Origin of the sequence: Acinetobacter pragensis, assembly GCF_001605895.1 — a bacterium.
In the GTDB taxonomy this organism is placed as follows: domain Bacteria; phylum Pseudomonadota; class Gammaproteobacteria; order Pseudomonadales; family Moraxellaceae; genus Acinetobacter; species Acinetobacter pragensis.
This window is the reverse complement of sequence record NZ_LUAW01000046.1, coordinates 1-13,155: the sequence shown is the minus strand read 5'-3', so window position 1 is coordinate 13,155 and position 13,155 is coordinate 1. Positions and strand designations below refer to the sequence as shown.

Below are 13,155 nucleotides of genomic sequence, written 5' to 3'. Positions count from 1 at the left end.
YKMYRATCTCKWKSSRCTGGAGCGCTTTTTACCGTGATCATGCCTACTGGCGTCAAGTATCGCGCGAGGTGAAGCCGAGTCTGAATGATGCGGACACCATGCTGCTGAACAATCTTTTAGGCGTGTATGATGCCTTGACGGCGATGTACCCGAACCGTCCTAAAGGCTTTATTCATTCTGACTTGTTCCGTGACAACACTTTATTTGAAGGGGAAGAGCTCAAAGGCATTTTAGACTTTTATGAATTAAATAAAGATGAACTGCTGTTTGATATTGCCATTACCTTAAATGACTTCTGCACCGATTATCCAGAGGTGACTTTGAATGAAGCGCGCGCCGTGGCTTTTCTAAATGCTTATGAAACAGTGCGTCCGCTGACCGCGGATGAAAAATCCTGCCTTGAGCTGTACTTGGCCATGGCGGCTGGGCGTTTCTGGATGATGCGCTTGCAGGTTGCGCAAAAAAATGCAGCGGAAGGCCGCAGCGGCGGGGATATTCTGCAAAAAAATCCAGCTGAGATGCGTGATATGCTGATTGAACGCCTCAAGTTCGTAACGGCTTAATTTAATTCATTTAAAGGAAAAGACATGCGCGATCAAGGGCGTTTAGTAGAATGGTTTGATGATAAAGGCTATGGCTTTATTCAGCCCAATGACAGCGCCAAAGACCGCGTATTTCTGCACATTAAGGATTTTTCACGGCCGGGGCCGCGGCCGATTGTCGGCTGCGCTTTGGAATATGGGGTTATTTTGGATGAGCGCGGGCGCTGCCGTGCGCAGCAGGTCATGTATTTAAAAGCCGCTCAAGTACAGGCAAAATCAAAACGTGTGAAAGATAATATTGCACCTATGCCGAAGAAAACATCGGCGATGCAAATCCTCTGCATTGTATATATTTTGGCTTTGGCAGGGCTGAATTTGGCTGGCCTGCTGAACGGCATGGCGCTGCTGGCAATCAGTTTAGTGAATGCCGCGACATATTGGTTCTATTCGCAGGACAAGGAAGCTGCGCAATTGGGCAACCGCCGTGTGCCGGAAAATACCCTGCATATCCTGTCTTTTTTGGGAGGCTGGCCGGCAGCGTGGCTGGCGCAGCAAAGATTACGGCATAAAACACAAAAACAACCCTTCCGCCAAATTTATTTTTGTACTATAGCTTTTAACATACTATTGATTTTATGGCTGATTTCGCCATTCAATCCATTTAAAGGCTAATCTGCCGTATTCAAGGCAGTATAAAAATTGAGAGGGCGCGCATGAATTATTCAATTGATAAAGATCCGAACCGCAGTTTGACCATCGCCTTATATGTGCTGTATATCGTAGCGATTTTTTCGGCAGGCCTCTTGGCCATTGTGGCGCTGATAATTAATTATGTGAAACGCAGCGATGTGCAGGGATCTATTTTTGAAAGCCATTTCACGTGGCAAATCCGCACCTTCTGGTGGTATCTGTTTTGGAATATTCTTGCATTCGTACCGTTTATCTTCCTGTTTTTTACCGGTGAAAATCCGAATGCCTTTGCTGGCATCGCTTTTGGCGCATCTGCATTTTGTGTTACAGTCATTGGCCTGTCTTGGGTCTGGATTGTGTACCGCGCCATTAAAGGTTTGATCCGCGTGAATGACAATCAGCCGATGTACCAATAAGCCGTTTGACAAAGAAAAAGCAGCTTCGGCTGCTTTTTCTTTGTGTGCGTATTTAAGACGGCAGGGAAGCCGACTTTTTCTTGGTCAAAAACTTTGGCTTGCATTCACTGACAATGACGCCAAGCACCACCATGCATCCGCCGATCAGCGCTAAAGCCGGCAAGCGTTCCCCGGCAATGCGCCCAATGATGGCGGCCCATACCGGTTCACCTGCGTAAATAATCGCGGCTTGAGAGGGATCGACCATGCGCTGCGCCCAGTTCATGACCAGCTGAATGACGGCGCTGGCAAGGCCTAATGCGCACAGCACCGCCAGCAGAGGCCATTCAAGCGCCGGTAAATGAGTTTCACCATTGAACGGCGCCATCAAAAAGCACAGCAACGAAGCAAAAGCCAGCTGCAGTACGGTCACCCTGCGTAAATTCACTTTGTTGGCAAAATAGCTGATCAGGATGATTTCAAAGGCAATGGCGACAGAACCCAGCAAGGTAATGAGCTGACCGAAATTCAGCTGAATAGCGCCAAAGCCGTTTCCTGTCAAAAAGACCAAGCCGATAAAGGCCAGCACAGCGCCCAGCCATGTCATGAAAGATGGGCGGCTTTTGAAGCACAGCCACATCAAAAAAGGCACCAGCGGCACATACAGAGCCGTTAAAAAGGCTGATTCGCTGCTGCTGATGCTTTGCAGGCCTATGGTTTGAGTGCCATAGCCGATGGCGATGACGGCGCCGATGCAGAATCCGGCAAAAACTTCATAAGCCGTGAATCCGGTTAAGGATTTCAATGAAAGCAGGCTGACTGCAATGGCGGCGGCGGCAAAACGCAGCCCGACAAAGAGCATGGGTGTACTGAAATTCAGCCCATATTGCACCGTCAGGAAACTGCCGCCCCAAAGAACGGTAATTAAAATCAGTGAGATTTGCGGTGCTTTAGCTTTCAGCCAAGCGGAAGATGTGATCATGAGTATATTTAAAATTCAGTCAATAAAAAAAGAGGTCCGCAGACCTCTTTCAAGAAAATCCGGAATTACAGGGATTGTTCATCCAGCAGCAATTGCGCTTCACGCAGGCTCAGTGTGCCTTCGTAAATTGCACGGCCGGTAATGGCGCCTAAAATACCCGGCTGGCCTCTTAAATTGCGGACATCATCCAAGTTGGTCACACCGCCGGAAGCAATGACGGGGAGGCCTGAATAAGTCGCAAGGTTGACCGTCTGTTCAACATTCACGCCTTGCATCATGCCGTCGCGGGCAATATCGGTATAGACAATGCTGGATACGCCGGCATCTGCAAAACGCTTAGCCAAATCAGTGGCTTTAACGTCAGTGACATTGGCCCAGCCGTCTGTGGCCACCATGCCGTTCATGGCATCAATACCCACAATGATGTGGCCGGCAAATTTTTTGCAGGCTTCTTCTACAAACTCAGGGTTTTGAACAGCTTTAGTGCCGATAATGACAAAAGTCACACCTGCATCCAGATAGTGTTCAATGGTTTCTAAAGAACGGATGCCGCCGCCAATTTGAATCGGCAGCTCGGGCTGAGCTCTGCAGATGGCTTCAACCACCGGCTTATGAATAGGTGTACCTGCGAAAGCGCCGTTTAAATCGACCAAATGCAAGCGGCGCGCGCCTTCATTAACCCAATGCTGTGCAGTTGCCACAGGATCGTCAGAAAATACAGTATCGTCTTCCATACGGCCTTGCTTTAAACGGACACACTTGCCATCTTTCAGGTCAATTGCAGGGATGATCAGCATGCTTACGCTCCTTGCTCAATCTTTAAATGAATTCATTGCCCGCCATCTTAGCAAAATATTGGCAAATTTCTAAGCGTCAGATGGCGGTTTTATTTTATTCGGGCGGATGCGGAGCTTTAAGCTGGAATCTGGAATTTCTTTGGGCAATAGGCCCAGGCGCAACAGTTCTTCAAAAATTAATACCGGCGCATAGGCATCGGCCGCAGCATAGGCAATTTGCTGGTCCGTCAAATGCTTTCTGGCCCAGTTGGAGGTGCTGATACTTTTGCTTTTGGGGAAGTTTTGCTGAAACAGCAGCGCAACTGCATTTTTCAGCCCGACAGGATTGTCCAAGCCAAAGGATTTAAAGCATTTGGACAGTTCAATAATGCTGTTGAGTTCAATGCCTTTTTTTCGGAACAGATGCGCATCATTCTTCAGGCCAAAACCTACCTTGATTTGATCGCGGCTGGCAAAGACGGGGTTTAGAAAATCCAGAATTTCATCACTGACCTGAAATAAATAGGCCCGATCATGGGTCGCCAGCTGAATTAAATGCGGGCCAGTCGCAATTTCACCTTTGCTGAATGTGGGTTTTGATTCGGTGTCAAAGCCCAGCACAGCCGCTGTTTTTAATTCGGCTTCAATGGTGCGGCACTGCGCTGTATTTTGAATGACCTGAATATTTTGAACCGGCAGATTTTGAAATAGCGGTAAGGCTTGAATCTGTTCTTTACTGGGAAGCATTGAGGCGGCGCGGGGATCATTCATTTGAATAAAAATGGCATCTTTTCAAGCAGACTAGCGGTTTTTTATTTTAAAGGCAAAATAAAACCTGCAGGACGCAGGTTTTATTGTCTATGCAGCGGATGCTTACTGGCCCATCAAAGCAGCCCCGATACCTCCAACGATCGCCAAGAGCATTAAAATAATATAGATCCAGGCCAATACGCTTTCCCAGCCTGCAGTCGGGCGTGGAGCGCCGTAGCTGTTGCTTTGCGCATCGCCTGGCGCAAAAACTAAATAAAGCGCAATCAGAATATTAGCGATGGGGACTAGAAATAATAATGACAGCCAGCCTGAGTGATTGCGGTCATGTAAGCGGCGGATTGCGAAAACGAAAGTAAAATACAGTACCGCAATATAGATAATGCCGAAAATAATGGCGCCAGAGCCAAAATTTCCAGTTTCCATATTCATTAAGAGATTTGGGAAAATTGCCGCTAAACCGCCGCCAATCAGAATGGCGACTAGTGCAATTAAACAGTTCCATGCTAAATAGGAAAAACGGCCAAAACGTCCGGCGGCGCTCAGGGCTGAATCATTGATTGCGTTATTCATTATTATATTCCTATGATTGGTTTTTCGTGTATTTTAATAATTGTTCAAATCATAATCGGTTTTAATCTCAGATTAAAGAATAAATCTCCAATAAATCAAAAGCCCGCATCATGCGGGCTTTTAAATAAAATAAATTTAGATGTTCCAGTCCACAAAGTTTTTCAGTAGCTGCAGGCCGGCTGTGTGGCTTTTTTCCGGATGGAACTGCGTTGCAAACAGGTTGTCCTGATGAATTGCAGTGCAGAACTCTAAGCCGTAATCACAGGTGGCGGCAACAAGGGCAGGATTTTTCGGTTCGACATAGTAGCTGTGCACAAAGTAAAAACGCGCATCCTGTTCAATGTTATTCCACATTGGATGGCTCGGGTCTGCCTGATGCACTTGGTTCCAGCCCATATGCGGCACTTTGATGCCGTCAATGTCGGGAAAGCGCTTTACTTCGCCTTCAAAAATGCCCAGCGCATCTGCGCCGCCATTTTCTTCAGAACGCTGCATCAGCGCCTGCATGCCGACACAGATCGCCAATACCGGTTTATTGAAGGCCGCTTTACGCACCACTTCATCAATGCCTGCTTCATGCATGCCTTGCATGCAGTCGCGCATGGCACCGACACCGGGAAACACGATTTTATCCGCCTGTGCAATCAGCTTCGGATCATTGGTCACATCCACCGTTGCGCCAACGTGTTCTAAGGCTTTAGCCGCAGAGTGCAGATTTCCCATGCCATAATCAAGAAGGGCAATACGGGTCATTACAGTGTTCCTTTGGTTGAAGCCACTTTTCCTTCTGCGCGCGGATCAACTTCGCAAGCCATGCGGAGCGCGCGGGCAAATGCCTTGAATACACTTTCAATTTGGTGATGGCTGTTTTTGCCTTTCAAATTGTCAATGTGCAAGGTCATTAAAGCGTGGTTCACAAAACCTTGGAAAAATTCAGAGAATAAATCCACATCAAAACGGCCGATCATAGAACGGGTAAACGGAATGTCCATGAATAAGCCTGGACGGCCGGACAAGTCCACCACCACACGGCTTAAAGATTCGTCTAACGGCGCATAAAAATGACCGTAGCGTTTTAAGCCTCTTTTATCGCCTAGCGCTTTCGCAAAGGCCTGACCTAGGGTGATGCCGCAGTCTTCAACGGTATGGTGATCGTCGATTTCGAGGTCGCCGTCGCAATGAATATCGATATCAAACAAGCCGTGGCGCTTGATTTGATCAATCATATGATCTAAAAATGGAACACCAGTGTTTAAAGTGCCTTGACCAGAACCATCAAGATTCACGCGAACTCGAATTTTGGTTTCGTTAGTGTTTCTTACCACTTCACTGATACGATCGGTCATAGACACGTTCCTCAAATACGTCAAAATGATTGATGTAAAAATGTTTTCGCTGTGACGAAAAGTCACCGCATATTAGATTGCTCAGGAGGGTTTATCAATGCCTATTACCGTACATGCTTATACTTCTTTAGAAAATGACGAAGTGCGCAGCCAGCTTGAGCGACTGTACGACACCAGCCCTGAATTCAGCGACGGTGCAGATGCCATTGAACAACTAGAGCAAAACCTATCTCAGTATACCCTAGTTTATACCGCAGAATTTAATACTAAGTTGATAGGCGCCATTTGGTGCACAGGGCAGGGCGAAAGCAAGACGCTGGAATATATTGTAGTGCATCCGGCCAACCGCGGGCGCGGGGTCGCGGAAAGGCTGGTGAGCGAAGCTTGCCGCATGGAAGAAGAAAAAGGCGTGAAAAAATTTGAGCCGGGCTGCGGCGCAATCCACCGCTGTTTGGCGCATTTAGACCGAATTTAAAGCAAGCCTGCGATGAGGCAGCCGGTAGGCTGCTTTTTTGTGCCCGAAAAGGCTTCACAGGGTATTTTTAGAAAACAGGGCATTGAAATTTAAGTCAAAATGCGGCTAATAGCGCGTGATTTGCTGTAAAAGTAAACAAATGAAATAAAAACTGAATCCGCTACTTGACGGCATGGCGCTTAAATTGTTTAATACGCGGCATCGGCGTGATAGCTCAGTAGGTAGAGCAACGGATTGAAAATCCGTGTGTCCCCAGTTCGATCCTGGGTCTCGCCACCATATTTAAAAACTGTTTTAAAAGTTTCAATCCCTGATCCCATCAGGGATTTTTTTTGTTTAAAAAAAACGCATATAGTAAAAATATTGATGATTTTTATTGACTAATGCACGCAATTACGGCTTAATACACGGCATCGGCGTGATAGCTCAGTAGGTAGAGCAACGGATTGAAAATCCGTGTGTCCCCAGTTCGATCCTGGGTCTCGCCACCATATTTGAAAAAACCTCAAACTTTGTTTGAGGTTTTTTTTGTTAAAAAGATAATAAGCATATATGTTTTAAAAGATTCAAGTTTATTGATATAATTACTAAAATTTAGATAACTTTATACAAGAATTCAAAATGAAAAATATTCTACTTCCTTTCCTCATTAGTATTTCAGTATTTTTAACAGCTTGTGGCGGCGGTGATAGCGGGAATGTGAACTCTTCATATTCCAAGACTATTTTACAAAGCGGTATAACTTATATATGTAAAAGTGAAAGTGCTGCGAACCAATGCGAAAATGGAAATTGCTCTAAGTGTGAGATTAAAGATACAGGCAATTCTCTTATTGCTACTGCATGTCTAGTATCAATTGAAAACCAGAAGAAAATTTATCATTTTACAAATATTGGATGTGTCGCAAACATGGCAAATACCTCTGTTACTGGGCTGTGCAGCGGAACAACATTGAAGCTCTTAACTGGAAAAGATATTAGCCGTGAGTATTTAATTGAAAAAGGCGTAAGCTTTGCAGGCGGCGGCCAAATTATCTTTAATAATGAAATTGTGACGTGTGATTAATAAATTTATGTCATGAATTACATACCCTGTTTTCTTATCGGTTTTGTCTTTTTTTGCCTAGGTTATCTTATTTCTGATTTTCGTCATTCTACCGGCACAGCATCTGAAGTTACTGTTATTTCAGATGCTCAAAAAACAACGAAAAGCAACAGAGAGCAAGAATGGGAAAAACTGTTTCAGCAGAATTCATCTGCTGCGGATATACAGAAACAGTTAAAAAGCCAGAAGGCTTATGCCAAAGAATTAATTGCAATGACTTCGTCTGAACAAATTGGCCATTATCTTGATCGAGCATTCCCTGATTATGATATGAGTGATATTCAGAATAAACGGCAATTTGCGCTTCGATTTTTAGAAGAATGGACGAATGCAAAGAATAATATGGAAGACGAATTGAAAGGCGTTGCCTATGTGACTTTACATGAAGGCTGGAATGGTCATCCTGAAGCTGCACCTGAAGCAGTGTATGAACGGCAGCAGCTTTATGCACATTTTGATACTTTGGGTAAATTTCCAAATACGACGCAAGTCATGGTTAGATGGAGCAACCAGACGACGCAGGATGTATTATTATTCACCCCTCAGCATATTAATGGATCGAGCCAAAATTGGGTAAGTTTTACTCCTATAGAGGGATGGAGACCTGGTCATTATGATGTGAAGTACTATCAAATGAATAATCAAATGACACCGATTGCACAAACCAGTTTTCATATTAAAGAAATAATTCATTAAGACCGCGTGTTTAAACAATTGCATTGTTATCTCTGATTTAAGGTGTGGCATTAATCAGCTGAAACTCATTTAAACGAATTAAAAATCACAAATGAATTTTGCAATGAAAGACCTCTTTTCTGAACATAGTGAACTGTATCAGCAGGCGCGCCCAGACTATTCCGCAGAGATTATGCAGGCAATTTTACAGCATGCGCCTGAGCGGCATTTGGCATGGGACTGCGGTGCAGGTTCCGGACAGCTGACCAAATGGCTGTCGCCGTATTTTCAAAGCGTGCTGGCGACGGATATCAGCGCGGCGCAATTGGCGCAGGCGCCCCCGCTGAAAAATGTGACCTGCCGTACGGCAGGCGCTGAACACTCTGGGCTGCCGGACCGCAGTGCAGATTTAGTCACTGCTGCGCAGGCGATCCATTGGTTTGATTTTGAGGCTTTTTATGCCGAAGTGCGCCGTGTGCTTAAACCGGATGGCTGTTTGGCTGTCATTGGCTATGGCTTGATTGAAGCGCAAGACCCGCAGCTGAATCAGCTGATACAGGCGCTTTACTTCCAAACGCTGAAAGGCTATTGGGATACTGAGCGGCGTTATATTGATGAGCTGTATCAGACCATACCCTTTCCTTTTTTAGAGCAGGCTGTGCCCTCGCTGTCACTGCAATATCGCTGGAGCGCACAGCAGCTGCTGAATTATTTCAGCACATGGTCTGGCTTAAAACATTATGTAAAACAGCACAGGCAAAGTCCGCTGGCGCCATTGGAGACTTATTTCGCGGCTCAGCCCATCGCGTTGTACGCCATACAATTTCCTGTGCTGCTGCGCGTCGGTAAATTGAAGCCGTCTTCACGCTAAAACAGAATTTTCAACAGCATAGCTATGCAGATATTGCGGCGCCGTCTGTCCGAGAAAAACTATCCATATGGCGGTTTATTGTACAATTATAGGTGTTCATAAGATGTTTCATCTTTTCCGTATTTGATTTGAGTACAGTGATATGAATCTCCCTAAACAGCTCAGCAAGATGGCCATTGCGCTGACAGGCGCTATTTCTGTCACTGCGTTTGCAGCGGATCAGCCGAAAACGCAGGATGAGGCGGTGCGCTTGCCTGCACTGACTGTCATGGCCGAGCGTGAAATGCGTGAAGAAACCGTGGTCGAGCCGTATCAGCAGGAAACTGCACGCCGTAAAGCTTTGCAGCACCGTGTAATGAAAATTGAAGAAGATGCGCAGTCTTTTGTGATTGATCCGGCCGTAGTGGCAAATTTAGATATCCTGCCGGCAGAGCCAGCGCCAAATTTATCCAGCTTGCCGCCAGCGCTTCAGCAGCATGTGCTGAATATTGCCAGCGGCCTGCAGTCGTCAGACCCGCGGAACGGCATTTACATCATGCTTCAGCCTTTTGGTTTGGACAGCAATGTAGTCAATGTGCAAATCAGCCGTGAACAGATCAATTTAGGCAATATTGACCGCTCCCTGCTGAATGGCCTGCCTCGACAGTAAACACTTTTTTTAAATTCAAAACACAAAAATCCGCAATGCAGCTGCGGATTTTTTATGCGCAAGAAGAGGCGTTTAAGCAGTTTTCAGCGGTTTTGGCACTTTGAATTCAAATTTTTTGCCCCCAATTTTTTAAATTCAAAAGCATATTTGCTGAATAAAAAAGTTTGAATTTAAAGTTTAAGGCGGATGTTTTGCTTATTTATTAGCCATTCCGCTATTTTAGACTTACACTGTAAAAAACAGGATTCGGAGCGTTCTATGCCACGTATCTTTATTATTTTAACCGCTGCCACCGTTATTATTTTTGGCGGTATGTTTTATCAATACCGCGCGCAGCAGAAGGAGCTGGGGCAGCTGCATGCCTATCAAACTGTTCTGCTGGAAAAAACTGAACAGATTTTCGATCAAGCGAAAGATCCATCAACACAGATTAGCGTTGATACCCGTGATCCGCGCCTGCAAGGCGATTATCAGGTTATGGCGAATTTTGTGCTGACCCAAATGATCCAAAGCGCTGAGGCCAGAAATGCTTACATTCGGGAATTAAAAGCATTGGGCTGGGATCAATTTTTAGCCATAGACCGTTTAAGCAGGGACAAAAAACAAGGCTATAAAGAAACCGAAGCGATGTTGAAAAGTGTGCATGCCGCGGCCGATGCCTATGCAGTCAAAACACAGCAGTTTGAAAAAAACAGTTTAGAGCAGGCCAAGAATTTACCCATTAAAAGCCGATACCGCCATCAGCTTACGCAAAGCCTGAAAGACAGCCAGCATAGTGATGATGCGCATGTGCTGTTTGAACTGGAAAAGCAAAGTTTGGCTAAAGCTGATGCGATCTTTGCGGTACTGAAAAACAATAAATGGGAAAAACGCGGCCATACGTTTATGTTTTATGACGATGCGCCTCTTGAGCAGTTCAATGCGCTGTATAAAGAGATATTGGCGCTGAACCAGCAAATGAAGCAGGTCAGCCTGCAGAATCGGGAGGAGATTGCTGAAAAGCTGTAAACCTCTATCTCTTCGGGAGTTTGTCATCAAGCGTTCAACATTGCATTTTAAATTGGAACAGCAGGACAGTTCTTCGCTTTTATTCAACAGGTGAAATCATGAAAAACGTCAGTGTTATCAATGATATTCCGCAGGTGTATGCTGATTTTATGGAAAACAGCCGCTACCCTAAATTAGAAAGCTTAAGCAATTGGGGAAAGAACAGGTTTTTTTTCAGTACTTATTTTAACGTGATCGAAGATTGGCACCATACAGAGCAGATTGTGATTGAACTGAATCAGCAGCATTACAGCTTGGATACGGGGCATGCGCCAGATTTTATGGATCAGGAAAAATATCTGCCTTGGCTGATGAGCGAGCTGCAGCATCAATGTGTCTGCTGAATAAAAAAAAGATGCCGAGCAGGCATCTTTTTGAACAGCTGAATTTATATTAAGCTGCTTTTTTCTTAAACCAAGAGAAGAAACCTTTTTTCTCTTCAGTTTGCGCTTTTACTGCTTCAGCGTTTTTTTCAGCACAGTTTTCAGCACATGCTTTTTCAGCATCAGCTGTCATTTCTTCTGTTTTTACAGCGGCAGCATCTTTTACTTCTTCAACTTTCGCTGCAGCGGCATCTTTTGCCTCAACAGTTTGAGCAACAACAGCGTCTTTAGCCGCTACAGTTTTAGCCGCAGTTGCATCTTTCGCCGCTACAGTTTTAGCTACAGCCGCGTCTTTAACCGCAACCGTATTGGCTACAATGGCATCTTTAGCTGCAATAGTTTTTGCAACCGCAGCATCTTTTACTTCTACAGTTTTAACTGCAGCAGTTTTGGCAGCGTCAACAGTATTGGCTTTAACCGCAGCCGCTGCGTTTACCGCACCCGCTTTTACTTGTGCAAGCGGATTTACCGCTGGAGCTGTTTCTGCAGCCATAGCTGAAGTTGTGCCTGCAACGAGGGCAATGGCCATAGCCGTTTGAATCGCATTCATGGGTAGCATCCTGAATTGAATTGTGGAGGGAAATTGAGGCCGCTATGTTAATGCTTGTAGAGTAATGTTTGATGGCTTAGGCGATTTGGTGAACAAATATTGTGTGAATATTCAACTATATTTACAGAGAAATAACATGATGTTTCGGGTTGTTACATTTTGATTTTCTGTTTTGGAATCTGTATGCATGCATCATTTATTGGATAGTGTCCGGCGTTTAATATAAAAGCCCCTGATTTTCAGGAACTTTTATATTGAGAAAAAAGCGCATCTGGCGGTCAGTCAAAAATTTTATCGGCAGCTTGGAATGGCAGGCTGACTACATCAATTGCAACTGCAAAAGGGAGCAGCACTAATTTTTCGAAGGGATTCATACCTGACTTTGAGGTATAGCTTTCTTCTTGCTGGGTGTAGATGCTGACTTGATAAGGCTTGCTCAAGGCTTTTAATGACGCCAAATTGTTCGCGGCAGGGTACACCACGCCTGCAAGTTTAATCTCAAAGCAGAAACGCTGAGCCAGCATGCGTTCATCACTTGAATTTGAGCATTCCTTGGCGCCATTTTCAATAAAAAACTCCAGATCTTTCTTACTGATGTCTTCTTTGAGCTTTACGTAAGATAAGGGAAGTATCCCTGTAAAATGGCCATCATTTTTTTCTGAATAGAAACTCAGTTCCCGCGTGATTTGAATATTTTTTGGGTCCAGTTTCCCAATCAAGCTGACAAATTGAGGTCCGCCTTGGGTCAGGACATAACTTTTTTGTTGCCCCGCAATCACTAAACTATGTCTATTTTTTTGGGCTGCGATAATTGCTTCACGCAAAGAGCATTTACTTGAGTTTTCACCTGCTTCATCATCAAAAGTATTGACATAGATGGTTTTGCTGTCTGCTGCCATTAGTGACATTGCAGATAAGACCATTATGCATAGCAGTCCTTTTTTATATTGTTTCATGGCCTGTCCCTAATTATTATTTGAATCGACGCAATCCGATTAAGCCAAACAAAGCGAATAAACTATAGAAGCCTAAAGCACCGCCAGAAGTTTCAACAGTCTWRMTYKSMMKRRSWYCYSWYAATCAGGCTGCTCGCTTGCATGAGCACTGTTTTCATTAGCCCTAAAAAGCMATCCTGCGCCACCCCATCACTTACAGTATTCAAGTAAAATGTGCACATGCTTTCCCACCGCAAATAGCATCCAAAAACGCAGCCTTTCATTGACAAAAAGCGCCAAAGCGCATTTTTGCCAAGACCATGACATCCGTTACGGTGCACGGCATTTAGCGCGCAAAATGCGCACCGAGCTTGAGCCGATTTTAGCTGTGTAT

Annotated in this window: 18 protein-coding genes, 2 tRNA genes and 2 pseudogenes; 13 read left to right on the top strand and 9 right to left on the bottom strand. The window is 45.0% G+C overall.

Annotated elements, in window-relative coordinates:
• From AZH43_RS18245 to AZH43_RS15965, 3 genes are all read left to right on the top strand, one after another.
• Window positions 1-563 (top strand): phosphotransferase (locus AZH43_RS18245; protein WP_145915005.1); only part of this gene is annotated, 563 nt, incomplete at its 5' end.
• 24 nt (window positions 564-587) lie between these two features.
• Window positions 588-1,214, top strand: a complete 627-nt coding sequence (locus AZH43_RS15970) for a DUF1294 domain-containing protein (RefSeq protein ID WP_067671781.1) — start codon at window positions 588-590, stop codon at window positions 1,212-1,214.
• A gap of 41 nt (window positions 1,215-1,255) precedes the next feature.
• Window positions 1,256-1,648 (top strand): DUF4870 family protein, encoded by a 393-nt coding sequence (locus AZH43_RS15965; protein WP_067671778.1) that lies wholly within the window; start codon window positions 1,256-1,258, stop codon window positions 1,646-1,648.
• Window positions 1,649-1,700: 52 nt separating this feature from the next.
• Here AZH43_RS15965 and AZH43_RS15960 read toward each other — a convergent pair whose 3' ends face one another.
• The 6 genes from AZH43_RS15960 to hisB form a co-directional block, all read right to left on the bottom strand.
• The gene (locus AZH43_RS15960) at window positions 1,701-2,609 is read right to left on the bottom strand and encodes a DMT family transporter (RefSeq protein ID WP_067671775.1); all 909 of its coding nucleotides are present in this window, start codon (window positions 2,607-2,609) and stop codon (window positions 1,701-1,703) included.
• Between the two features lie 65 nt (window positions 2,610-2,674).
• Window positions 2,675-3,406, bottom strand: coding sequence for a 1-(5-phosphoribosyl)-5-[(5-phosphoribosylamino)methylideneamino]imidazole-4-carboxamide isomerase (gene hisA / locus AZH43_RS15955; RefSeq protein WP_067671772.1), 732 nt, complete (start codon window positions 3,404-3,406; stop codon window positions 2,675-2,677).
• Window positions 3,407-3,475: 69 nt separating this feature from the next.
• Window positions 3,476-4,156, bottom strand: a complete 681-nt coding sequence (locus AZH43_RS15950) for a 3'-5' exonuclease (RefSeq protein ID WP_067671769.1) — start codon at window positions 4,154-4,156, stop codon at window positions 3,476-3,478.
• Window positions 4,157-4,258: 102 nt separating this feature from the next.
• Complete coding sequence (locus AZH43_RS15945; protein WP_067671766.1) at window positions 4,259-4,726, bottom strand: DUF805 domain-containing protein; 468 nt, start codon at window positions 4,724-4,726, stop codon at window positions 4,259-4,261.
• A gap of 135 nt (window positions 4,727-4,861) precedes the next feature.
• Complete coding sequence (gene hisH / locus AZH43_RS15940) at window positions 4,862-5,479, bottom strand: imidazole glycerol phosphate synthase subunit HisH (RefSeq protein ID WP_067671763.1); 618 nt, start codon at window positions 5,477-5,479, stop codon at window positions 4,862-4,864.
• The gene (gene hisB / locus AZH43_RS15935; protein WP_005006901.1) at window positions 5,479-6,072 is read right to left on the bottom strand and encodes an imidazoleglycerol-phosphate dehydratase HisB; all 594 of its coding nucleotides are present in this window, start codon (window positions 6,070-6,072) and stop codon (window positions 5,479-5,481) included. Before hisB ends, hisH begins: the two co-directional genes overlap by 1 nt.
• A 97-nt stretch (window positions 6,073-6,169) precedes the next feature.
• On the opposite strand from hisB, the gene AZH43_RS15930 reads away from it, so the two are divergent.
• The 9 genes from AZH43_RS15930 (at window position 6,170) to AZH43_RS15895 (ending at window position 11,237) form a co-directional block, all read left to right on the top strand.
• Complete coding sequence (locus AZH43_RS15930; protein WP_067671759.1) at window positions 6,170-6,547, top strand: GNAT family N-acetyltransferase; 378 nt, start codon at window positions 6,170-6,172, stop codon at window positions 6,545-6,547.
• 203 nt (window positions 6,548-6,750) lie between these two features.
• A tRNA-Phe gene (locus AZH43_RS15925) sits at window positions 6,751-6,826 on the top strand.
• A 136-nt stretch (window positions 6,827-6,962) separates the two neighbouring features.
• Window positions 6,963-7,038: transfer RNA gene (locus tag AZH43_RS15920), tRNA-Phe, on the top strand.
• Window positions 7,039-7,168: 130 nt separating this feature from the next.
• Complete coding sequence (locus AZH43_RS18475) at window positions 7,169-7,612, top strand: hypothetical protein (RefSeq protein WP_131796940.1); 444 nt, start codon at window positions 7,169-7,171, stop codon at window positions 7,610-7,612.
• A 12-nt stretch (window positions 7,613-7,624) separates the two neighbouring features.
• Window positions 7,625-8,347: a hypothetical protein gene (locus AZH43_RS15915; RefSeq protein ID WP_067671756.1), complete on the top strand. Its 723-nt coding sequence runs from the start codon at window positions 7,625-7,627 to the stop codon at window positions 8,345-8,347.
• Between the two features lie 103 nt (window positions 8,348-8,450).
• Window positions 8,451-9,197: a class I SAM-dependent methyltransferase gene (locus AZH43_RS15910; RefSeq protein ID WP_067671784.1), complete on the top strand. Its 747-nt coding sequence runs from the start codon at window positions 8,451-8,453 to the stop codon at window positions 9,195-9,197.
• Window positions 9,198-9,339: 142 nt separating this feature from the next.
• Window positions 9,340-9,846: a hypothetical protein gene (locus AZH43_RS15905; RefSeq protein WP_067671753.1), complete on the top strand. Its 507-nt coding sequence runs from the start codon at window positions 9,340-9,342 to the stop codon at window positions 9,844-9,846.
• 258 nt (window positions 9,847-10,104) lie between these two features.
• Window positions 10,105-10,854: a hypothetical protein gene (locus AZH43_RS15900; protein ID WP_067671750.1), complete on the top strand. Its 750-nt coding sequence runs from the start codon at window positions 10,105-10,107 to the stop codon at window positions 10,852-10,854.
• A 98-nt stretch (window positions 10,855-10,952) separates the two neighbouring features.
• Window positions 10,953-11,237 (top strand): hypothetical protein, encoded by a 285-nt coding sequence (locus AZH43_RS15895; protein WP_067671747.1) that lies wholly within the window; start codon window positions 10,953-10,955, stop codon window positions 11,235-11,237.
• 49 nt (window positions 11,238-11,286) lie between these two features.
• On the opposite strand, the gene AZH43_RS15890 is transcribed toward AZH43_RS15895, so the two are convergent.
• The 3 genes and pseudogenes from AZH43_RS15890 to AZH43_RS19185 form a co-directional block, all read right to left on the bottom strand.
• Window positions 11,287-11,826, bottom strand: a complete 540-nt coding sequence (locus AZH43_RS15890) for a hypothetical protein (protein ID WP_067671744.1) — start codon at window positions 11,824-11,826, stop codon at window positions 11,287-11,289.
• Between the two features lie 278 nt (window positions 11,827-12,104).
• A complete protein-coding gene (locus AZH43_RS15885) occupies window positions 12,105-12,734 on the bottom strand; it encodes a CSLREA domain-containing protein (protein ID WP_161485917.1) in 630 nt (209 codons plus the stop codon).
• Window positions 12,735-12,798: 64 nt separating this feature from the next.
• Window positions 12,799-12,864, bottom strand: a pseudogene (locus AZH43_RS19185) (GlyGly-CTERM sorting domain-containing protein); the annotation flags it as partial.
• Window positions 12,865-13,026: 162 nt separating this feature from the next.
• On the opposite strand from AZH43_RS19185, the pseudogene AZH43_RS18390 reads away from it, so the two are divergent.
• A pseudogene (locus AZH43_RS18390) lies at window positions 13,027-13,155 on the top strand (AAA family ATPase); the annotation flags it as partial.